The organism is Mailhella massiliensis (assembly GCF_020741395.1).
GTDB classification, from domain to species: Bacteria; Desulfobacterota; Desulfovibrionia; order Desulfovibrionales; family Desulfovibrionaceae; genus Mailhella; species Mailhella massiliensis_A.
This window is the reverse complement of sequence record NZ_DYZA01000055.1, coordinates 1-19,722: the sequence shown is the minus strand read 5'-3', so window position 1 is coordinate 19,722 and position 19,722 is coordinate 1. Positions and strand designations below refer to the sequence as shown.

Sequence of the window (19,722 nt, the reverse complement as noted above, 5' to 3'; positions counted from 1 at the left end):
TCAATAATGATGGCATATTAGCACGTTACTAAAAAAACAAGCCTCAAACTTAGTCATTTTGATTTCAAAATTCCATTTCAAAATTATTTCTTCCCATCCTGAAAAGCCTCTTCAGGAGAAGAATTTAACATGCAGGTCAGCACAGATAATAATATATAATATATTGTTATTATTATATATATTTTATTTCAAAAATTGGATGCACCTTATTCCCCTTCTCCCCCGAAGGCTCTCCTTCTTCATCTTGTCACTCCCATGCCGCACGAAAATGTTCCCCTGCTCGCCCTTTCCGCATCCGGTGTGCCCCACGCAGAGACTTTACTAGGATGCTCCGGCGGCACTTCTCCGATAACGCCGTACAAATGGCGCCGCGCTTTCTCTCTGCGCTCCTTGTCCATGTCTTCCGAAGATCCCGCGATATACCTACTATAATGCGCCCGGCCTTCTTTAACCGGCGTCCCCTTTCAAGGCCCGTGCGCAGCCCCTCCTGCCTCAGAAACGGCAGTCATCGACGCTTGTCTGCCGGAGTCCTCTCCCCTCCGGGTCGGAACGCAACACCCACAAGGGGACCGAGGATGGAAGCAGGTATGGACGGAAGCGTTCCGTAATGAAAAAACACCCCGCAAGACAATGCGGAACTTTGAACGGATAACACGAATCTTCCCTGTTTTTCCTCAGAAAATCATGATGCCTTCTTTTCGGGAAAAACAGCGAAACATCACCCTCCTCCTTGCCCATGTGTGCGGAAAAATAGCGGGCACATGCAATGAAGCCCCTTGAAACGCCTTATCTACTAGGCTATAAGAAAAGAAACCGAAAGTCCGTGCCCGGTGTTTTTCATCAGGGCCCGCCTTTTGCAAAACATGGAGCAGTATCATGCGTCGCATTCTTCTTACCTGTGCTCTTCTGGCCGCCATGGTTGTGCCCGCTTCCGCCGCTGTCGACACCAGCAAACTTCAGCTTCCCGGCGATCTGACCATGGAACAGGCCCAGAAAGTCGTCGACGGAGCTCTTGCCTTCGCCAAAAAACAGGGCGTTCCCATGAATATCACTGTTGTAGACGCCGGCGGCAATCTCAAGGCGTTCTGCCGTATGGACGGCGCTTTCCTCGGCAGCATCGATGTTTCGATGAAGAAAGCGAAGACCGCTCGTATGTTCAACATGTCCAGCGCCGACCTCGGGGCTGCGGCGCAGCCCGGCGGCGAACTGTTCGGCATTGAAGTCACCAACAACGGCCTTGTGATTTTCGGTGGTGGCGAACTTCTGAAGGATAAGAACGGCGTCATCGTCGGCGCCATAGGCGTTTCCGGCGGCTCCGTGCAGGAAGACACCAACGTAGCCAAGGCCGGCGTTGCCGCACTGAACAAATAACGGAAGACCGCTCATCTCTTAAAATACGGCGCTTCTTATCGACCGTCACGGGCGGATGCCTTCCGGTATCCGCCCTTTTCATTACATTCCCACATATGTTAGGGAGGGCCTCCCTCGCGCTCTCCTTTCGCATCATCAAGGACTATGTATGGATATCACTCAGGCCATTGCAACGCGGCGCAGCATACGCAGCTATACGAACGAACCGGTTACGAAAGAAGAACTTGAAAGACTTGTCTCCCTTGCAGTCAAGGCTCCTACAGGCTCGGGCATGGAACCGTGGGGTTTTGTGGCTCTTCAGGACAGGCGGGAAATCGACGAGCTTTCCGAACGCATCAAAAAGAAGGTGCTGGATAACCTCGAAGACTACCCGCAGTTCTCACAGTATGAAACCTGGCTGCGAAGCGACAAGTACCATATTTTCAATCATGCGGGTACGGTGCTCATCATCTACGGGGACACCAATTCCCACTGGCATGTGTACGATTGTTCCCTGGTGGCGGGCAACATCATGCTCGCAGGACAGGATGAAGGCATCGGCTGCTGCTGGATAGGCTTTGCCGAAGCTCTGTTCGACGATGCAGCCTTCAAGGCAGCTCATCAGGTTCCCGAACACTTCCATCTCGTGGCAACGCTGAGCATGGGCCACACCAAGGTACCCGTCCCTCCCTGCACAAGAAAGCCCCCCGTATTCTTCTCCTGGAACTGACAGCTCGGGAACCGGGCCGGCGTGCAGGAAGCTCCGGTCTTCCCGCCGCCATGTTCCTCCTTCATGGCCGTCCGCCCGGTTTCTCCCTTCGTCCGTGCTCCCGCCAGAGAATCACGAAACCGACATCAAATGCTAAAAGCGTGATTATTTTTCCTCTTTCTTGACGAAAAAACTTCCCGGGCACTATGTTCGCGTTGAAGAAGCTTCTCGACAAATACAAGCCACCGCGAACCCAGCAAGGAGCACGGCATGTTTCGTTTTCTGCGCGTCAACATGGCTACCAAGGCCTGCATTTTTGAGGACATACCCGAAGAATACGCCGGCCTCGGCGGCCGAGCCCTCACTTCCACCATCGTCGCCCGCGAGGTCAATCCCCTCTGTACGCCTCTCGGGCCCCACAATAAGCTTGTGTTTGCTCCCGGTCTTCTGGGAGCCACCAACAGCCCCAACTCCAACCGCATTTCCGTAGGCTGCAAAAGCCCTCTCACCGAAGGCATCAAGGAATCCAACTCCGGCGGGCAGCCCGGCGGACACCTTGCCAAGCTCGGCATCCTCGCCATCATTGTGGAAGACATGGCCACGGAAGGCGAATGGTGGCAGCTTGAAGTCAGCAAGGATGACGCAAAGCTCGTCCCCTCGACCGTGGCCGGACTGAACAACTTCGACACCGTGGCAAAACTTGTGGAAAACTACGGCAAGGAATGCAGCTACATCACCATCGGCAGGGCCGGTGAATTCAAACTCACCGCCGCCAGCATAGCCTTTACGGACAGGGAACTGCGCCCCCAACGCCATGCCGGGCGCGGCGGCGTGGGTGCTGTCATGGGCTCCAAAGGGCTCAAGGCCATCATCATCAACCCCGAAGGCGGGAAGAACCACGCACTCGTGGACGAAGAAGGCTTCAAGGCCGCATCCAAGCGCTTTGCCAAGGCGCTTACCAGCCACCCCATCACGGGCAAGGGCCTTGCCGAATACGGAACCGCAGTGCTTGTCAACATCCTGCATGAAGCCGGCGGCCTGCCCACCAGGAACTTCACCGTCGGCCAGTTTGAACAGCACGAGGCCGTTTCCGGCGAACGCATGAACCAGCTCACCAAGGAACGCGGCGGCGAAGGCTCCGTAGCCCATGGCTGCATGAGCGGCTGCATCATCCGCTGCAGCGGCATTTTCCCCGACGCCCGGGGCAAGTTCAAGAGTAAATGGCCGGAATATGAAACCCTATGGTGCTTCGGGCCCCACAGCAATATCGGCGACCTCGACCTCATCTGCACCTTCGACCACATGTGCGACGACTTCGGGGTGGACACCATTGATGTGGGCGTGGCAGTGGGCGTGGCCATGGCAGGCGGAGGTATTCCCCTGGGGGACGGCAAGGCAGTGCTTGAAGCCATGCAGGGCATCAGCGACGGCACCCCCCTCGGCCGCATCATCGGCTGCGGCACGGCCACCACGGGCCGTGTGTTCGGTGTGAGAAGGGTTCCCTGCGTCAAGGGCCAGAGCCTTCCCGCCTACGATCCCCGCGCCGTTAAGGGCGTGGGCGTCACCTACGCCACCACCCCCATGGGTGCCGACCACACCGCAGGCTATTCCGTCACGGCCAATATCCTGAGCTGCGGCGGCAAGGTTGACCCGCTCAAGAAGGAAGGACAGATCGAACTTTCCCGCAACCTTCAGATCGCCACGGCTTCGGTGGACAGTGTAGGCCTCTGCCTGTTTACAGCCTTCGCCATCCTCGACATACCGGATGCGCTCGCTGCCATTGTTGATATGCTCAATGCCAAGTTCGGCTGGAAGCTCACCGGCGACGACGTCGTCACCCTGGGCCAGCGCATCCTGTCCACGGAAATCGACTTCAACCGCCGCGCGGGCATCACGGAAGCCGCCGACCACCTGCCGGACTTCTTCAGCGATGAACCCGTGGCGCCGCACAACACGACCTTCGACTTCACGCCCGAAGAACTGCAGACCACATTCAACTGGATCAAGAAATAGTTGATCCCCCCGCGCGCGGCATGGCCGCGCGCGGGATTGTCCGCCCATGAGCATACAGATAAGACTTAGCACAACCCTGCGCGACCTTGTCCCAGGCTACGACCCGGAAAGCGGCCTCCTCTTTGAGCTGAAAGACGGCGAAAGCGTCCTTGCGGCCGGAGATGTGGCACAGCGAATCGGTATCCCGCCGGAAGAGATCACCATCATCATGATCAACAGCCGCCAGAGCGATCTTGAAAGCCTTGTGCGCGACGGCGACCGCGTGGCGTTCTTTCCTCCCGTGGGAGGCGGCTAGATGGGCGCTTTTCCCGGACGCGAACGCCTGCTTTTGCTGCTCGCTCCCTTTCTGCAATATGCAGGGGACGGCCTGGTCGTCAGTTCCGCAGGCATACGCCTTCTGGCAAAAGAGATTCAACTTTCCGAACGTGAAGTCATGATCTCTCTTCTCCGTCAGGACATCTGGCCGTTGCGCCTTGTACGCGGCAAAGGCTCCTTCAGAGCGGAAGATATCGCCCGGCTCATGAGCCTGCGTATTCTCATCGCAGGCTGTGGAGGGCTGGGCGGAACGGCGGCAGAACTTCTTGCACGCATGGGCGCGGGGAGCCTCATACTCTGCGACCCGGACGCTTTTGAGGAAAGCAACCTCAACAGACAGTCTTTCTGCACGGAAAAAACCTTGGGACGACCCAAGGTGGAAGCATGCCGCGCCGGTCTTCTGGACATAGCCCCCTACATGGATATCGAGGCCCTTGCCGTGACTCTGGATGAACAAAACCTCCCGCCCCTGCTCCACCGGGTGGACCTAGTCATCGACTGCCTTGATTCCGTGGCCAAGAAAAAAATGCTGGAAAAAGCAGCCTGGGAAACGGGCATACCCTGCGTACACGGCGCAGTTTCAAGAAGCGAGGGCTTTGCCCTGTTCGACAGGGATATTCCCCTGCCCTGCGCCCTGCTCTACCAGGGAAGAGAGGAACAAACGCTGGAGCATACGCCCATGGATGCCCACGCTCTTACCGTCACCGGCACGTCCTGCCTCATGCTTTCCCTGCTCATGCGCCGTATCCGGGGCAAAAAAAACGGCGACGGGCAACTTTTTCATTTCGACATTTCCATTCCCGAGCTGGAAACATTCACCTTCAAAAGTGGGCCGGCAACACGGGACTCATCTTTTTAATAAAGGAAAACGGCATGGCATTCATCAGCGATCAGCAATGGAGACGCATAGAACCCTTTCTCGCACGGGGCAAAAAAGTAGGTCGCCCGCGCAAAAGCGACAGGGAAACGCTGGAGGCCGTTCTTTACGTCCTGACCACGGGATGCCGCTGGTGCGACCTGCCACGCGATATGGGCAGCTACGTCACCGCATGGCGGCGCTTCACTGCCTGGAAAAAAGACGGCACCTTCGACATTATCCGATCCTGCCTGCCCGCCAGTATACAGATTTCAGACCACTCCAATACCCCGAGAAAAATCAAGGAGGGCAAATGCAGCCTGGCCATGAAAAAGTACTCGGGAAACAAGGCCTCCCAAGAGGAAGCCTGAAACGCTCCGCCGCCGTTCTGCTTCCTTTTTCCATGCGGGGACGCTTCCGGCACAAGGAGAGCCCCGCCCAGGCGGATATGCTGAACTTCCACAATGAGCTGAACAGACGCAGCGGCAAAGCGCTGCCCCCAGCAACCGGGAAGAGGAAATCCCTGCCAAGATCCCCTCTCCCGGAGGAAGCTCCCCTTTCTGCACGTCGCAGCGCTCATGCCAGGAAGCCAAGGCAAAGAGCGGGCGCCCTGTGCGGAAAAGCCGGCCTGCCTCACGCCGAAGGCCCGTGCTGAAAGAGCGCAGCACAGGGACATATCCGCCCGCCCACGCTGCGGGGCTCCCGGCCCTGCCGTCCCGGCCGGGCAACGGCCCCCGCCGGAGGCGGAGGCACGCTTTTCATCCTATTTTCCGTCGTACTCCCAGATCACTTCCCCGGTGCGGGCAATGCCGTAGCCGCCCATGGCCGCGACGCTCTTTTTGAACTCCTCGGAGCGTATCACCTCCAGCAGGGCAAGTATTCTCTCCTCTTCCGCATAGCGGCAGGGAATGACGAGATCATACTCCTCCACGCCCACGGACAGGAATTCCAGTCCCAGCGCAGCCGCCGCAGAGCGTACGCCGAGTCCCGCGTCGGCCCTGCCGGAGAGCACGGCCGCCGCCACGTTCATGTGCGTGTATTCCTCGTCCCTGTAGCCCTGTATGCGGGCGGGGGAAAGACCGCGCTTTTTCAGCTCATAATCCAGAAGCACGCGGGTACCGCTGCCCCTCTGGCGGTTGATGAAACGAACGTCCTCCCGGCACAGATCCTCAAAGGATACGACGTCCTTGGGGTTGCCGGGCATGACCATGATGCCCTGCTCCCGCTCCACCAGCTGCACCAGCAGGGAAGGAACGCCCTTCAGATGTTCGCGCATGGCTCTCTGGTTGTAGATGCCCGTCTCCTCATCAAGCAAATGGCTCCCCGCAAGGTGGCACTGCCCGCGGCTGAGGGCAAGAAGCCCCCCGAGGGAACCTACATGCGCCGAGGTAAGGCGGAAGCCCGGGTGGCTTTTCCTGAGCATGCTGTCGATGAGATCCAGCGTATTGTCATGACTTCCCACGGCAAGCAGAGCGCCTTCTATCTGCTCACGGGAACGGAAAAGCTCCGCGCGTACGCACTCTCCCGCATTGAGCCCCTCCCTGTCCCTCTCGATGGGAATAACGGCATCCGCACGGGAAAGGCTGGTCACCGTGCCCGCCCCCCGGGGCAGAGGCACGGCAAAACAGGTGCCCTCCACCATGCCGAGCTTTACGCGGACGCGCTCTTCCATGCCCGGGCGCGAGGGGATGGGATTGCAGGGCACCACCTCAAGGCTTTCCCGGCGGATCATGCTCCGCTTCAGACGACGGGCAAGAAGGGGAAGCACAAATTCTTCCATGGCCACAATGGCGGAAACAGGGTATCCCGGCGTACCCGCCACAGGTACCCGGCGTCCGCAGGCCTCCACCACGCCGAGGGCCGTGGGCTTGCCCGGCATGACGGCCACACCGTGCACCAGAAGCTCTCCCATGGAGGCAATGACATCGGCCGTGTAGTCATGGCTGCCTGCCGAGGAACCGGCGTTCAGCACCACAAGATCGGCCCCTTCCTCCACGGCAAGGCGCACGGACTCACGGATGCGGTCAGGATCGTCCGGCACGACGGGGAATACTCGGGCCTCGCCTCCGGCTTCCTCTATCATGGCGGAAAAGATGAGGGAGTTGAATTCGGGAAGCGCCCTTCCGGCCCGAAGATCCTCTTCTTTCGCCTCATCAAGCGCCACAATTTCCGAACCGCTGGGGATAATGGCCACCTTCGGCTTCCTGAATACTACAGGATGCGTCACGCCCCCGGCCGCCAGAGCTCCCATCTCATACGGCCCGATAACCACTCCGGGAGCCAGGATGATTTCCGTAGCCACCATGTCTTCCCCGAGCTTGCGCACATGCTGCCAGGGAAAAGCCGCCTTTTCAATAACGACAGTTTTCCCGCCCTCTTCCAGGTTTACATGCTCCACCATGATGACGGAGTTGCACCCCTCAGGCAGAGGATGACCGGTATTGATCCAGAAAGCATTCCTGCCTATTTCCAGACGCAGCGGCCTGCGCGTGGACGCCGTAAAGGTATCCTCTGCCTTCACGGCAATGCCGTCCATAGCCGCACCATGGAAGGCCGGGGAGGAGCGCAGCGCCTCCACAGGTCGGGAAAGCACACGGTGCAGAGCGGAGGAAAGAGGAACGCTCTCCTCCAACGCTTCTCCCAGCGCGTCGATACGGGAAAACCAGAGCTCCCGGGCTTCTCCGGGAGCCATCATCGTAAGGTAGGTGTGCCTTGCCATAACAACCTCTTTCGGCGCGGACCCGCGCCTCAGTCTCAAAAAAAAGCGCACGCAGTCTGCCGCTCTTTTCTCCCCGCCACCCCTTCATGAGCGGACAGAGGAAGAAAAACACCATGATAAAAACATGCGGATGAAATGCCTGCGGCTTTCCCGGGAGCACGGCATGAGCAGAACGCCGCAGCCGCACAGCCCCGGGACACTACTCCAGAAGAAACGCGGATACTTCCTGGCCCGCGTACAGCCCTTCGCTGTTTTCCGGGCAGATTACCAGCGCGTCGGCAGAAACCAGGCCGGAAATCAGGCCAGAAGGCGCTGTGACGGGATCCGCCTCCCATCCGCGCTCTGTACGTGAAAGTCGCACGCGGATATAGTCCCTCCGGCCCTGTGCAGAAGCCACGGCGCGGGAAAGAACCGCCGTGACGCAGGGCTCCACATTCTCCCTGCCGCCCTGAAGGCGACGAAGCAAAGGCAGAAGAAACACCCGGGCACAGACAAGGGCGCTCGACACATGGCCGGGCAGCCCCATGAGCCAGACAGCTCCCGAACGGGCGAGGATGAAAGGTTTGCCGGGGCTTATGGCCACACCGTGCGCCAGGATTTCTCCTCCCGGCATGGAGCGGAAAATATCCACGGTGTGGTCGCGCATGCCTGCGGAGGAACCTCCGGAAAGCAGCACTACGTCGGCGCGGGAGAGCGCATCGCGCACGGCAGCTTCCAGAGCCTCAACATCATCGCGTACCAGCCCTTCCATGCGCACCTCCGCCCCGGCGTTCCGGCAAAGCGCGGCGAGAGAATGGGAATTCACATCTCTCACCTGGCCGGGTGCGGGCTTCTGCGTGAAGGGTACAACCTCGTCCCCGGTAGAAAGTATGGACACCCGGGGCCTGCGTGCAACGGGCACGGAACATTGCCCGAGGGCGGCGAGAAGCCCGATTTCCTGGGGGCGCAAACGCGTACCGGCGGGAAGAAGCACGCTTCCGGCCGAGGCATCTTCATCGCGCTCCAGCACATGGTCGCCCGGCGCCTGGGAACGGATGAGTTCCACCAACCTCTCTCCGGCAGGGCGGGAATATTCCACCATGACTACACAGTCCGCTCCTTCGGGAAGCATCCCCCCCGTCAGGATACGGGCCGTCTGCCCTTCCTTGAGCGAAATATTCGGCGCTCTGCCCATGGGACAGTCTCCCACATACTCCAAAAGCGCGGGAGAACCTTCCTGCGCACCGAACACATCCCGTGCACGCACGGCATACCCGTCCACCGTGGAGCGGGCAAAACCCGGCAGATCCTCGGGAGAAAACATATCGCCGGCAAGATAGCGCCCCGCACAGTCATCAAGAGGAACGCTCTCCGCGGGTAGAGGCGCACTGTTTTCGACGAGCGATACGACCTCGTCCACCGATTTCAGGGTAAGAAAGGACTTCATGCCGTCTCCTGTGTATAACATGGTATTTCTCAACACTATAGTTTTTAGAGAAAAAAGCAACGATATTCCCTCCCCCCTTCCCATGCAACTTTTCCGTCATGCATTCTTGGGCATCTTTTTTTACCTGTTATCCCGATATGAAGGATGATAATTTTGAAATAAAAAGCCTTTTGTAGCCCTTATGTCCTCCTTGCCGCATTGCCCTGCGGGAAATTTTATGGTAATGTGAAATGAGAAGTTTTGTTCGATAATATTGTAACATGGCAGCGCAGGTGTATTTCATAATTCCTGAACCATGATTTTTATGTATTCCCTCCCTCCAGGCATGTGCCGCACTGCCTTATGGATGAAGGGAGGGGCAGAAGAACGGTGAAGCATACTTTGGAACAGGAACATCTGGATAAAGCCATGCTGGAGCAGCTTACGCTGCGCTGGGAGGCATGGGAGGCGGAAGCGACGACCACGGCGAAAAAAATCGTCCGTGCGCGCCTGCATCTTTTGTTCCTGCTCATCCGCTACGGAGGGCTGCGCCTCGGGGAGGTTCTGGGGCTGGACGCCCGTACCGCCATTGACACAGTGACGGGTATGGTACGCGTCCCCGCCCCCGGAAGCCGCGATATATTGCTTCCACTCTCCTGCATGAAACATATCCGGCGCATCCTGAGCCTGCCCGAAGCGGAAGACTCTTCCTTCCTGCATTTTGATCAGGGATTCGTGCGCAAGAAATTCTATGCCGTTGCTCAGGGGCTCGGGCTTTCCCCGGGCATGGCCGGGCCGCGGGCCATACGCTACGCAAGGGGGCTGGAGCTTCTCAGGCTTCATGTACCCTTCAACGTGGTGCAGGCCTTCCTGGGGCAGCAGAAAACCGCACAGGTAGCCGAATTTCTTCAGTTCGCCGGAGGGGAAGCGAAGAACATAGTACGCAGCAGTACCGCCGGCAGGCTGACGAAAGAAGAGGAAAAAGACAACTCCTTCATCGGCATCATCACCGACATAAAAACGGGTATGAGGGCCGCCAGCATAGAAGTCACCACCTTTTCCGACCTCGTCATCACGGCCCTTTGCGACATGCGTGAGTTCATGGATACGGCACCGCACCTCAACCAGGTCGTCACCGTCGCCATAGACCCGGAACGCATCGTTCTCTCCACTGAAAAGGAAACGGGAAGCCTCCAGGGCCCTGTGAGGGCGACGGTCGTTTCCCTGCACGAAGACACGGTGGAAAGCTTCCTCATTCTGGAACTGCCCGACGGAACCCGCATGAACGCAGTACAGGAAAGCGCGCCTCTTTCGAGGCTCAGGCTCCGGCCGGGCAGCCGGATCTACATAAGCTTCCCCGCCCGGGGAGTCCGCATCATGGCGGACTGATCATCAACCGCCCCTCCCGGGGCGCATTTTCGACAAAGGAGCACACACATGAATCACTTCGGAAAAACCCTTCTCGGCGCCCTCTTCGCTCTCTCCTGCGTTGCACCCGTCCAGGCTGCGGAGGACACGCTGATGATGGCCACCACCACCAGCACTCAGGATTCCGGCCTGCTGGAATACCTCGTCCCCACCTTCAAGAAGGAAACGGGCATCGAACTCAAATGGGTAGCCGTAGGCACCGGCAAGGCTCTGGAAATCTCCAAGAACTGCGACGCCGACGTGCTGCTCGTCCACGCGCCCGATGTGGAAAAGAAATTTATTGAAGACGGCTACGGTATCGACCGCCGCCAGATTATGTACAACGACTTCGTCATCGTCGGCCCCAAGGCCGACCCTGCGAAGATAGCCGGAAAGACCACGGCCGAAGCGCTGAAGGCCATTTATGACGCCAAGGCCGGTTTTGTGAGCCGCGGCGACAAATCCGGCACCCATTCCGCAGAACTTGCGCTGTGGAAGAAGTCCAACCTGAACCCCGACAAAGAATCCTTCTACATTTCCGCGGGCCAGGGCATGATGGCCACGCTGGCCATTGCCGCCGAAAAGGGCGCCTATGCTCTGACCGACCGCGGCACCTGGATCAAGTACGACAACAAGCAGGGGGACGCAAACCCCCTTGCCATCGTGGTTGAGGGCGACTCCGCTCTGTTCAACCAGTACAGCGTGATCACCACGAACCCCGCCCTCTGCCCCAACGTCAAATCGAATCTGGCCGGCCAGTTTGAAGACTGGTGGGTAAAGCCCGAAACCCAGAAGCTCATCGAGGACTACAAGCTGGAAGGCAAGCAACTCTTCTTCCCCAACGCGGACAAGTAACACCTCATGCGGGCCGGGCGACCGGCCCGCCCTTTCTTCGGCAGGTATCCATGGGATATTTCAGCGACGGCATGAACAAGGCGCTCGGCCTTCTTCTCAATATGGACGACGCCACTTTTTCGGCGATACAGGCCACGCTTTCCTCCACAAGCTGCGCCCTTGTCATCGCCATGGTTCTGGGCCTGCCCCTGGGCTTTCTGCTCGGCTACGCCTCATTTCCGGGCAAAAAGGCGCTTCGGCTCATTTCCGATACGCTGCTGGCCTTCCCCACCGTGCTCATCGGCCTTATCGTGTATGTGTTCATCACCTACCGGGGGCCGCTCGGGCAGTTCGGGCTTCTGTTCACCTTGCCCGGCATGGTCATAGGTCAGAGCATACTGGCCCTGCCCATTATCGTGTCCTGGACGGCCCAGGCTGTGGAAAGCCTGGATGGACGTTGTCGGGAAACCCTGCTCACGCTCGGGGCTTCGCCCCTTCAGGTAGCCCTGCTCACCATCCGGGAAATCCGTTACGACCTCGGCATGGTCTGCGTCACGGCTTTCGGCCGTGTGGTGACGGAAGTGGGCGTGGCTATGATGCTCGGCGGCAATATCCGCTACTCCACGCGCACCATGACTACCGCCATCTCATTGGAAACCAGCAAGGGGGAATTCGCCCAGGGCATCGCCCTCGGGCTCGTGCTTCTGCTCATCGCCTTTCTGGTCAACTTTCTCCTGGCCTGGTTCAGGCGTATGGGGCGCGCATGAAAACACTTTTTGAAGCTCACGATCTGTGCAAGCGCTACGGCGATCTGACCGCCCTTTATCTGCCCTTCTTTTCCATGGAAAAAGGCGAAACCGTCGTGCTCACCGGAAGAAACGGCAGCGGCAAATCCACGCTGCTTCGTCTTCTCGCCTTTCTGGAAAAGCCCACCTCGGGCAGCCTCGTCTACCACGGCGACGCCGCCGACCCGCGCCGGGAAGTCACGCTTCTTCTTCAGGAGCCGTATCTCATGAAGGCATCCGTGTACTGGAACGTGACGCTCGGGCTGCGCCTGCGCGGAGCAAGCGAGAAAAAAATGCGCGAAGGCTACAGGGAAAGCATGCTGGCTGTGGGCTTCGCAGACCCGGAAAGCATGGCTTCCCGAGGGCCTGGAGCCCTCTCCGGCGGGGAGAGACAACGCATCGCCCTCGCCTCCCGGCTTATTCTTTCCCCTTCCGTACTTCTTCTCGACGAACCCACTTCCAATGTTGACGAAGCGAGCGAAAAAGCCATACTGAATGTTGTGCGTACTCTGCACGAAAGAGAAGTGAGCGTCGTATGCGCCACGCACGACAGGGACATTCCTGCCGCCCTGGATGCGCGGGAAATTGCCATCGTCGGCAAAAAGTCCTGAGACCGCAGCTTCACCCGGAAACAAAACGTATTCATAAGGTCTGGAGAACATCATGCGTATCGTTGCCGTATCCACCAGTTCCCGCAAGGGCGAAAAGAAAATCAACCAGCCGCAGGTGACGCTTGTGGCCAATCACGGCGTGGAGGGTGACATACACGCCGACGGCACGCATCGCCAGCTCAGCCTGCTTGCCGTGGAAGACATTGAATACATGCGCTCCATGGGAGCCGACGTGCACCCCGGGGACTTTGCCGAAAACATCACCACCGAAGGCGTGGAGCTCCACACCTGCCCGCTCGGTACCCGCTTCATGATAGGCGACGACATTGAACTTGTGCTTACCCAGATAGGCAAGGAATGTCACATGGGCTGTGCCATACGCCAGCAGGTGGGTGACTGCATCATGCCCCGGCGCGGCGTGTTCTGCCGCGTTCTCAAGGGCGGCTTGGTCAAGCCCGGCGACAGCTTCCGCATAAGCTTCCGCCCCCAGGTCCTTCCCACCGCGTGACGCCGAGGCCCCCATGTCTGAATTCTCCCATCTCGACGCCTCCGGCGCACCCCGCATGGTGGACGTAGGCGCGAAATCCGAAACGAAGCGCACGGCCATAGCCCGGGCCGTGGTGGAGCTGAACGCCCATACGCTGGAACTTCTCAAGGCGAAGGCCCTGCCCAAGGGCGACGTACTCACCGTGGCCCAGGTGGCGGGCATCATGGCGGCAAAGCGCACCTCCGAACTCATTCCCATGTGCCACCCCCTCGCTCTCACCCATGCCGACGTACGCTTCAGGGTGCAGGACGAACCTCCCTCCGTGCTGCTTGAAGCCTCGGCCAGCACTACCGGACGTACCGGTGTGGAGATGGAGGCTATCATCGCCGCTCAGGTGGCGGCTGCCACCATTTACGACATGGTCAAGGCCGTGCAGAAGGACGTAGTCATCAGAGACGTGCGCCTCATCCTGAAATCCGGCGGCAAAAGCGGCCTCTTCAAGACCGACGACCCGATGCTTTTCGATGTGGAGGACAGCCCCATTCCCGCCCCGCGCCCTGCGCCTGAAGCCTGGACGGGGGAAGGGCTTGCCGTAGCCTGCATCACTCTTTCGGACAAGGGATACGCCGGCGAACGGGAAGACAAGAGCGGCCCCGCTCTGCTCAACATGCTCTCCGTGCTGTCTCCGGCGCATTCGCAGCTCTTCCTGCTGCCCGACGATCCGCGTGCCCTGCACGCCCTGGTCAAAACCCTGGCAACCTCCGGCTGGGGGCTCATCGTCACCACCGGCGGCACGGGTCTCTCTCCGCGCGATGTCACACCCGAAGCTCTGCTTCCCCTGCTTGACCGCCGTCTGCCCGGCTTTGAGCAGGTTATGTTCGCCGAAGGACTGAACCACACGCCCCACGCCGTGCTCTCCCGCTGCCTTGCGGGTACGCTGGGCCGTTCCATGATCATTGCCCTGCCAGGAAGCTCTCGCGCAGCCCAGGAAAACCTCGCCGCGCTTCTGCCCGTGCTGCCTCACGCGCTGGACAAGCTCAACGGCGATATGCGCGACTGCGGAAGGAGCTAGCCATGCCGGAACAGAACGCAGAGGCCCTCCTCACCGACGAGCACGGCAGAACGGTGCGTTATCTGCGCATTTCCGTGACCGATCGCTGCAACCTCTGCTGCCGCTACTGCCGCGACGAGGATATTCCCTTCATTCCCCATGAGAATATCCTGCGCTTTGAGGAAATAGAAAAGATCATCGGCCTTGCCGTGGAACTCGGCGTACACAAGCTCCGCTTCACGGGAGGGGAACCCTTTGCCCGGAAGGGTTTTCTGGACTTCCTCACCAACATACACGAGCGCTTCCCGCATACGGCCCTGAAGCTGACCACCAACGGCACGCTTCTTGCTCCGGCGCTGGACACGCTCAAAAAACTGGGCGTCTCGGTCAACCTTTCCCTGGATACGATGGACCGGGAAAAATATGCCTCCATTACCGGCAGGGACATGCTCCCCACGGTGCTTGAGAACATGCATCGCATGCTGGACATGGGTATTCCCCTAAAAATCAACGCCGTGGCCATGCGCGGCGTCAACGACGTGGAGCTTCCGGCCCTTGCCTCCCTGGCCATGGATTGGCCGGTGGACGTACGCTTCATCGAATTCATGCCCATGGGCGACGCCACCATCTGGTCGAAAAACCTGTTCTGGAGTGCGGCCGATATTCTGGAGGAGGCCCGCAGACACTGGAATCTGGAACCTGTGGCCCTGCGCCGCAAGGACGGGGAAAAAAGCGAAGGAAACACGGCCGAGGAACTCGGCCCTGCCAAGCTGTGGAAGCTCAAAGCAAACGAGGGCACGGTATCCCGGGGCAGCTTCGGGCTCATCACCTCCGTCACGCAGAGCTTCTGCCGCTCCTGCAACCGGCTGCGTCTTACGGCGGAAGGGAACCTCCGTACCTGCCTTTTCGACGACAGGGAGTACCCCATCCGCGAAGCGCTGCGCGAAAAAGGCCTTGACGAAGTGCGCCGCATCATGCTGGACGCAGTGGCGCGCAAGCCCGTGGGGGCGGAAATCCTTGCCGCCAGCCACGGCCCCGTGGCCCACAAAAGAATGTCCGCCATAGGCGGATAGGCTTCTTTCCGATCACATGCCGGGAAAGGCTCCCGCCACAGGGCGGGAGCCTTTCTTACGGACAATATCCATGCCCCAAGGCGCTTCCCTGCTCAGCATTTCTCCGGGAAACTTCAGGCATCGGGACACCCCTCCCGCTAAGGGCAGGAAAAAGCGGCCGACGACGGATCTCTGAGCGACACAGGCGCATGCCGCCTTTCAATGTGTCGCTTCTGCGCCGCATGAGCCTACAACTGCTCCTTCCGATACACTTCCCGGAAACTTTCCAGAATGGCCTTTTCCACGGGGGAAAGCCGGTCTTCCTGAGGATAGACAAGGCAGTTCAGGCCGGGCATGGGGCAGTCTTCCACAAACATGCCTTTCAGGCTGCCCGGAGGAACATTGGGGTTGCGTGCGACGCTGACGGGAAACACGGCGGCCACCGTGGCGTCGCGCAGAATGATGTTTAAAAGGCTCTCCTGTTTGGAACCGTAGTACGGCGCATGCTCACTGGAAAAATACTGATAAATTCCGCTGTAAAAGAACTTGTGGTCGTCGTGAGGGTAAAGAGCCGCAGTAAACTGCCCGAGTTCCGCCTTCTTCAGGGTATTCCGCAGGGCCAGAGGGTGGCGGCTGTTGACTATGACCGCGTAATCGTCCTCCCCCATCACCTCTATCCGCATGCCATTCTTTTCCAGAATAAGTCGACGTCCTTCCAGTTCTTCCGGCGGAAGAGCCCCGCAAAGCCCGATCATAGAATCCTCGAGCACCATCTGCATGAGATCATCCTTCTTGCGCTCATGCAGCTCAATAGCCACCGTAGGATATTTCTCCTTAAGATACAGAACCGCCTTGCCCAGAATGAGATTGATCATGGAGCTTGTGCCGGCAATCCGTATAGGCAGCCTGGCAGCGCTGTCATCATCCATGAACTGAGCCCATCCGGCACAGGTATCCACTATACTCTGCACATCATCCAGAATGGCCTGCCCCCTCGGGGTGAGGCTTACCCCGGATTTCGACCGGCTGAATACGGAAAACCCCAGGCTTTTTTCCAAGGAATTCATGGAGGCAAGCAGCGACTGCTGGGTGATGTTGAGCTGAAGCGCGGCCTTGTTGATGGAGCCGCAGCGTACGATTTTCAGAAAATACTTGAATTGCCGTATCGTCATTCCGAACGCCGCCCTTTTCCTTATTCAAGACGGGAAAAATTTCTCAAAAAATTTTTTTTGAACCGAACTCCTCATTAAAAACATAAAAACTACATGATATCAATGTATTATATTTGTTACAGCTTTTTAGCTGTATATAGTCACAACATTACTCTTCTATGCCTGCCCCACCGACATTGTTACAAAATAAACAATACCGGAAAAGCCTGATCCGGGCATCCCGCCTTTTTCAGCAAGGAGAGTATATCTATGAGTTCCCCGGTTTACAAGCAGCTCTACCCCCACCTGTTCAGTCCCATGACTGTGGGACACGCCACGTTTAAAAACCGTATCTTCGTCGCTCCGACCCACACGCCTTTCTCCGCCGGAGTGAACAACCTGCTGACGCCGGAAGGCATCCGGTATTATGGAGGCTTTGCCAAAGGCGGAGCCGGAGCCGTGCATATCGGCGAATCCCTGCTCGACAGGGTCAACAGTGCGGCTCACGACAGCCACCTGAACATCATAGATGAGGAATGTCTCAAGACCTACAACACCTATAACGAATACTGCCATATTTTCGGGGCCAAGACTTCCATAGAGTTCAACCACAGCGGACATTTCGCCATGCCCGCCTTCGGCGACGGCCGCGACCCCATGTCGGCCATGGAAATGAATATGCCGAGCGGAGTACATGTGCGCGCCATGACCGAGGAAGACATGGAGTATGTGGCGCATATCTACTGCAAGGCTGCCAACATGGCCAAACGCGCCGGCTTCGACATGATACTGCTCCACTACGGCCACGGCTGGCTCATGGGCGGATTCCTCTCGCCCATTCTCAACCAGAGAACGGACAAGTACGGCGGCAGCGTGGAAAACCGCATGCGCTTCCCGCTCATGGTCATAGAAAAGGTACGCAAGGTCGTGGGCAAGGATTTCCTCATCGAAGTCCGCCTGAGCGGCGATGAATGTGTGCCCGAAGGCATACAGATAGAAGACACCATAGAAAACGTGCGCATGCTGCAGGACTATGCCAGCCTTGTCCACATCTCCACGGGCAACCGCTTCGTCCCGTTCAGCCGGGCCATCATGCATCCCACTCATTTCATTGAGGAAGGACACAACGTACACCTGGCGGCGACAGTGAAAAACACGCCCGACATTCATATCCCCATCGGTACTCTGGGCGGCATCGACACGCCGGAATTCGCGGAAAAGGCCCTGGCCGAAGGTAAGGCCGACTATGTGCTCATGGCCAGAGGATGGATCGCCGATCCCGACTGGGCCAACAAGGCACGTTGCGGTAAGGCTGAGGACATACGCCCCTGCATCCGCTGCATGCACTGTCTGGACATTCCCCTGGGCAAGCGCAACACCAGCCTTCACAACATTGCTGATATCTTCGACGAATTCCCCACCACCACGCGGCGCGCGGAGTGTGCTGTAAATGTGTATCACGGCAACGGTCAGTGCCGCCTGGACCTGCCTCCGGCCAAGGGCAGAAAGAAAGTCGTCGTGGTGGGCGGCGGCGTCGCCGGCATGAACGCCGCGATTACGGCGGCTTCGCGCGGGCATGAGGTAGTGCTTTTTGAAAAGTCCGACACCTTGGGCGGCCAGCTCTCCACCTACGCCCCTGCCATGTGGTTCAAGGTCGATAATATGGAACGCTACCGCCGCTATCTGGAAATACAGGTGCGCAAGGCCGCCATCCGCCTGCATCTCGGTGAGGAAGCCACTCCCGAGCGTGTGGCTGCAGAGACTCCCGACGCCGTCATCGTGGCCGTGGGCGCCCAGCCGCTGCTGCCTCCCATTCCCGGCATAGACGCCCCTCATGTGTTCACTGCAATGGATATCCTCGGCCACGAAAAAGAAACGCTCGGGGACAGGCACGTTGCCATTGTGGGCGGCGGCATGGTGGGCTGCGAAGTGGCACTCCAGCTCTCTCACCTCGGATATACGGTGGATATTGTGGAAATGGCTCCCATCCTCGCTCCGGACGGCATCTATACCGAGCGCGTCCACACCATGCACCTCATGGACAACGACCCGAACATCACCTCGCACGTCTCCTCGCGCTGCCTGGAAATCAACGACGAAGGCCTTGTAGTGGAAACGCCTGAAGGAAAACGCAGCGTCCCGGCCGGAGCCGTTGTGATCTGCGCGGGCATGAAGCCGCTCTCCGAAGAGGCACGCCGCTTTGACGACCTGGCTTTCGACGTCCTTCATGTGGGCGACTGCCGCAAGGTCGGCACAGTGTCCGACGCCACGGCCGCGGGCTTCGACGCCGCTGTGGTGCTCTGATCGCTTTTCCCGCCCCCTGCCGCGCGGCAGGGGGCGCTCCCGGACTCTTTCCCTTCACTTCAAGAAACCGGAGGCCTTTATGAACAAGCGTTTTCTCGTTGCTCTGGCTGCCGCTGCGGCGCTCTGCCTTGCCATGCCCGCCCCATCCCAGGCGAAAACCTGGAACCTGCGTTTCACAGGGTCGGACTTTGAATCCCATCCCAGCGTGGCCAACGGCCTGCTGCCCTGGCTCAAGGAAATCGAAAAGGCTACCAACGGGCAGGTAAAAATACGCTATTTCAATCCCAATACCATCTGTCCGGTCAATGAAATCGTCACCTCCATCGAAAGCGGCGCCATAGACATGGGAGCCATAGACCATGCGCGCAACACCGGCCGCTTCCCCCTGCACGACGTCTTCCTTCTTCCCCTCATCACGGGCAACTCCACAGCTCAGGGCGTGACGGCCTGGCGCATGCTCCAGTCCTCTCCTCTGCTGCAGAAGGAAATGGCTTCCGTCAAGGTACTCGGCTACTGGGGCGGCGGATCCATGCAGATCATGACTAGGCTCAGGACTCATTAATTGCCAAAAGGGTAAAAAGTTCTTATTGTCGGCATAGGGAGGATGCCATGAAGGAACTTTTTTATCTTTCTCATGAACAGATTGCTCGTATCAAACGCTACTTTCCTCGTT

Annotated in this window: 18 protein-coding genes; 15 read left to right on the top strand and 3 right to left on the bottom strand. The window is 58.7% G+C overall.

The window, feature by feature from the left end:
- Window positions 1-876 precede the first annotated feature (876 nt).
- The 6 genes from K8W16_RS02945 (at window position 877) to K8W16_RS02920 (ending at window position 5,614) form a co-directional block, all read left to right on the top strand.
- A complete protein-coding gene (locus tag K8W16_RS02945; protein WP_304121010.1) occupies window positions 877-1,371 on the top strand; it encodes a heme-binding protein in 495 nt (164 codons plus the stop codon).
- 148 nt (window positions 1,372-1,519) lie between these two features.
- A complete protein-coding gene (locus K8W16_RS02940) occupies window positions 1,520-2,080 on the top strand; it encodes a nitroreductase family protein (RefSeq protein WP_304121009.1) in 561 nt (186 codons plus the stop codon).
- Window positions 2,081-2,329: 249 nt separating this feature from the next.
- Window positions 2,330-4,072 carry an aldehyde ferredoxin oxidoreductase C-terminal domain-containing protein gene (locus K8W16_RS02935; RefSeq protein WP_304121007.1) on the top strand — a complete coding sequence of 581 codons (1,743 nt, stop codon included), beginning with the start codon at window positions 2,330-2,332 and terminating at the stop codon, window positions 4,070-4,072.
- 46 nt (window positions 4,073-4,118) lie between these two features.
- Window positions 4,119-4,367: a MoaD/ThiS family protein gene (locus K8W16_RS02930; protein WP_304121005.1), complete on the top strand. Its 249-nt coding sequence runs from the start codon at window positions 4,119-4,121 to the stop codon at window positions 4,365-4,367.
- Window positions 4,368-5,246: a ThiF family adenylyltransferase gene (locus K8W16_RS02925; RefSeq protein WP_304121003.1), complete on the top strand. Its 879-nt coding sequence runs from the start codon at window positions 4,368-4,370 to the stop codon at window positions 5,244-5,246.
- 14 nt (window positions 5,247-5,260) lie between these two features.
- The gene (locus K8W16_RS02920) at window positions 5,261-5,614 is read left to right on the top strand and encodes a transposase (protein ID WP_304121002.1); all 354 of its coding nucleotides are present in this window, start codon (window positions 5,261-5,263) and stop codon (window positions 5,612-5,614) included.
- 392 nt (window positions 5,615-6,006) lie between these two features.
- Here K8W16_RS02920 and K8W16_RS02915 read toward each other — a convergent pair whose 3' ends face one another.
- Window positions 6,007-7,962 (bottom strand): molybdopterin biosynthesis protein, encoded by a 1,956-nt coding sequence (locus K8W16_RS02915; RefSeq protein ID WP_304121000.1) that lies wholly within the window; start codon window positions 7,960-7,962, stop codon window positions 6,007-6,009.
- Between the two features lie 199 nt (window positions 7,963-8,161).
- A complete protein-coding gene (gene glp / locus K8W16_RS02910; RefSeq protein ID WP_304120998.1) occupies window positions 8,162-9,388 on the bottom strand; it encodes a gephyrin-like molybdotransferase Glp in 1,227 nt (408 codons plus the stop codon).
- Window positions 9,389-9,757: 369 nt separating this feature from the next.
- On the opposite strand from glp, the gene K8W16_RS02905 reads away from it, so the two are divergent.
- From K8W16_RS02905 to moaA, 7 genes are read left to right on the top strand one after another with little or no spacing between them, the layout of a single operon-like run.
- Window positions 9,758-10,756: a TOBE domain-containing protein gene (locus K8W16_RS02905; protein ID WP_304120996.1), complete on the top strand. Its 999-nt coding sequence runs from the start codon at window positions 9,758-9,760 to the stop codon at window positions 10,754-10,756.
- A 48-nt stretch (window positions 10,757-10,804) separates the two neighbouring features.
- Complete coding sequence (locus tag K8W16_RS02900) at window positions 10,805-11,629, top strand: substrate-binding domain-containing protein (protein ID WP_304120994.1); 825 nt, start codon at window positions 10,805-10,807, stop codon at window positions 11,627-11,629.
- A 50-nt stretch (window positions 11,630-11,679) separates the two neighbouring features.
- Window positions 11,680-12,375: an ABC transporter permease gene (locus K8W16_RS02895; protein WP_304120992.1), complete on the top strand. Its 696-nt coding sequence runs from the start codon at window positions 11,680-11,682 to the stop codon at window positions 12,373-12,375.
- The gene (locus tag K8W16_RS02890) at window positions 12,372-13,004 is read left to right on the top strand and encodes an ATP-binding cassette domain-containing protein (RefSeq protein WP_304120990.1); all 633 of its coding nucleotides are present in this window, start codon (window positions 12,372-12,374) and stop codon (window positions 13,002-13,004) included. Before K8W16_RS02895 ends, K8W16_RS02890 begins: the two co-directional genes overlap by 4 nt.
- Before the next feature lie 52 nt (window positions 13,005-13,056).
- On the top strand, window positions 13,057-13,512 hold the full coding sequence (locus K8W16_RS02885; protein ID WP_304120989.1) for an MOSC domain-containing protein: 456 nt from the start codon (window positions 13,057-13,059) through the stop codon (window positions 13,510-13,512).
- Window positions 13,513-13,525: 13 nt separating this feature from the next.
- Entirely contained in the window at window positions 13,526-14,563 is a 1,038-nt protein-coding gene (gene moaCB / locus K8W16_RS02880; protein WP_304120987.1) for a bifunctional molybdenum cofactor biosynthesis protein MoaC/MoaB, read from the top strand.
- A gap of 2 nt (window positions 14,564-14,565) precedes the next feature.
- Window positions 14,566-15,615 carry a GTP 3',8-cyclase MoaA gene (moaA, locus tag K8W16_RS02875; protein WP_304120985.1) on the top strand — a complete coding sequence of 350 codons (1,050 nt, stop codon included), beginning with the start codon at window positions 14,566-14,568 and terminating at the stop codon, window positions 15,613-15,615.
- A gap of 227 nt (window positions 15,616-15,842) precedes the next feature.
- Here the strand turns inward: moaA and K8W16_RS02870 are convergent, their stop codons facing one another.
- Window positions 15,843-16,766: a LysR family transcriptional regulator gene (locus K8W16_RS02870; protein WP_304120983.1), complete on the bottom strand. Its 924-nt coding sequence runs from the start codon at window positions 16,764-16,766 to the stop codon at window positions 15,843-15,845.
- A 249-nt stretch (window positions 16,767-17,015) separates the two neighbouring features.
- Here K8W16_RS02870 and K8W16_RS02865 point away from each other — a divergent pair, with 249 nt between their 5' ends.
- A complete protein-coding gene (locus K8W16_RS02865) occupies window positions 17,016-19,049 on the top strand; it encodes an FAD-dependent oxidoreductase (RefSeq protein WP_304120981.1) in 2,034 nt (677 codons plus the stop codon).
- A 79-nt stretch (window positions 19,050-19,128) separates the two neighbouring features.
- Entirely contained in the window at window positions 19,129-19,611 is a 483-nt protein-coding gene (locus K8W16_RS02860; RefSeq protein ID WP_304120979.1) for a hypothetical protein, read from the top strand.
- The last annotated feature ends 111 nt before the right edge of the window (window positions 19,612-19,722 follow it).

What these genes read in the sequence shown, in the direction of transcription:
- K8W16_RS02945 (WP_304121010.1), top strand. Translation starts at nt 877, where the DNA reads ATGCGTCGCATTCTTCTTACCTGTGCTCTTCTGGCCGCCATGGTTGTG.
- K8W16_RS02940 (WP_304121009.1), top strand. Translation starts at nt 1,520, where the DNA reads ATGGATATCACTCAGGCCATTGCAACGCGGCGCAGCATACGCAGCTAT.
- K8W16_RS02935 (WP_304121007.1), top strand. Translation starts at nt 2,330, where the DNA reads ATGTTTCGTTTTCTGCGCGTCAACATGGCTACCAAGGCCTGCATTTTT.
- K8W16_RS02930 (WP_304121005.1), top strand. Translation starts at nt 4,119, where the DNA reads ATGAGCATACAGATAAGACTTAGCACAACCCTGCGCGACCTTGTCCCA.
- K8W16_RS02925 (WP_304121003.1), top strand. Translation starts at nt 4,368, where the DNA reads ATGGGCGCTTTTCCCGGACGCGAACGCCTGCTTTTGCTGCTCGCTCCC.
- K8W16_RS02920 (WP_304121002.1), top strand. Translation starts at nt 5,261, where the DNA reads ATGGCATTCATCAGCGATCAGCAATGGAGACGCATAGAACCCTTTCTC.
- K8W16_RS02915 (WP_304121000.1), bottom strand. Translation starts at nt 7,962, where the DNA reads ATGGCAAGGCACACCTACCTTACGATGATGGCTCCCGGAGAAGCCCGG.
- glp (WP_304120998.1), bottom strand. Translation starts at nt 9,388, where the DNA reads ATGAAGTCCTTTCTTACCCTGAAATCGGTGGACGAGGTCGTATCGCTC.
- K8W16_RS02900 (WP_304120994.1), top strand. Translation starts at nt 10,805, where the DNA reads ATGAATCACTTCGGAAAAACCCTTCTCGGCGCCCTCTTCGCTCTCTCC.
- K8W16_RS02895 (WP_304120992.1), top strand. Translation starts at nt 11,680, where the DNA reads ATGGGATATTTCAGCGACGGCATGAACAAGGCGCTCGGCCTTCTTCTC.
- K8W16_RS02890 (WP_304120990.1), top strand. Translation starts at nt 12,372, where the DNA reads ATGAAAACACTTTTTGAAGCTCACGATCTGTGCAAGCGCTACGGCGAT.
- K8W16_RS02885 (WP_304120989.1), top strand. Translation starts at nt 13,057, where the DNA reads ATGCGTATCGTTGCCGTATCCACCAGTTCCCGCAAGGGCGAAAAGAAA.
- moaCB (WP_304120987.1), top strand. Translation starts at nt 13,526, where the DNA reads ATGTCTGAATTCTCCCATCTCGACGCCTCCGGCGCACCCCGCATGGTG.
- moaA (WP_304120985.1), top strand. Translation starts at nt 14,566, where the DNA reads ATGCCGGAACAGAACGCAGAGGCCCTCCTCACCGACGAGCACGGCAGA.
- K8W16_RS02870 (WP_304120983.1), bottom strand. Translation starts at nt 16,766, where the DNA reads ATGACGATACGGCAATTCAAGTATTTTCTGAAAATCGTACGCTGCGGC.
- K8W16_RS02865 (WP_304120981.1), top strand. Translation starts at nt 17,016, where the DNA reads ATGAGTTCCCCGGTTTACAAGCAGCTCTACCCCCACCTGTTCAGTCCC.
- K8W16_RS02860 (WP_304120979.1), top strand. Translation starts at nt 19,129, where the DNA reads ATGAACAAGCGTTTTCTCGTTGCTCTGGCTGCCGCTGCGGCGCTCTGC.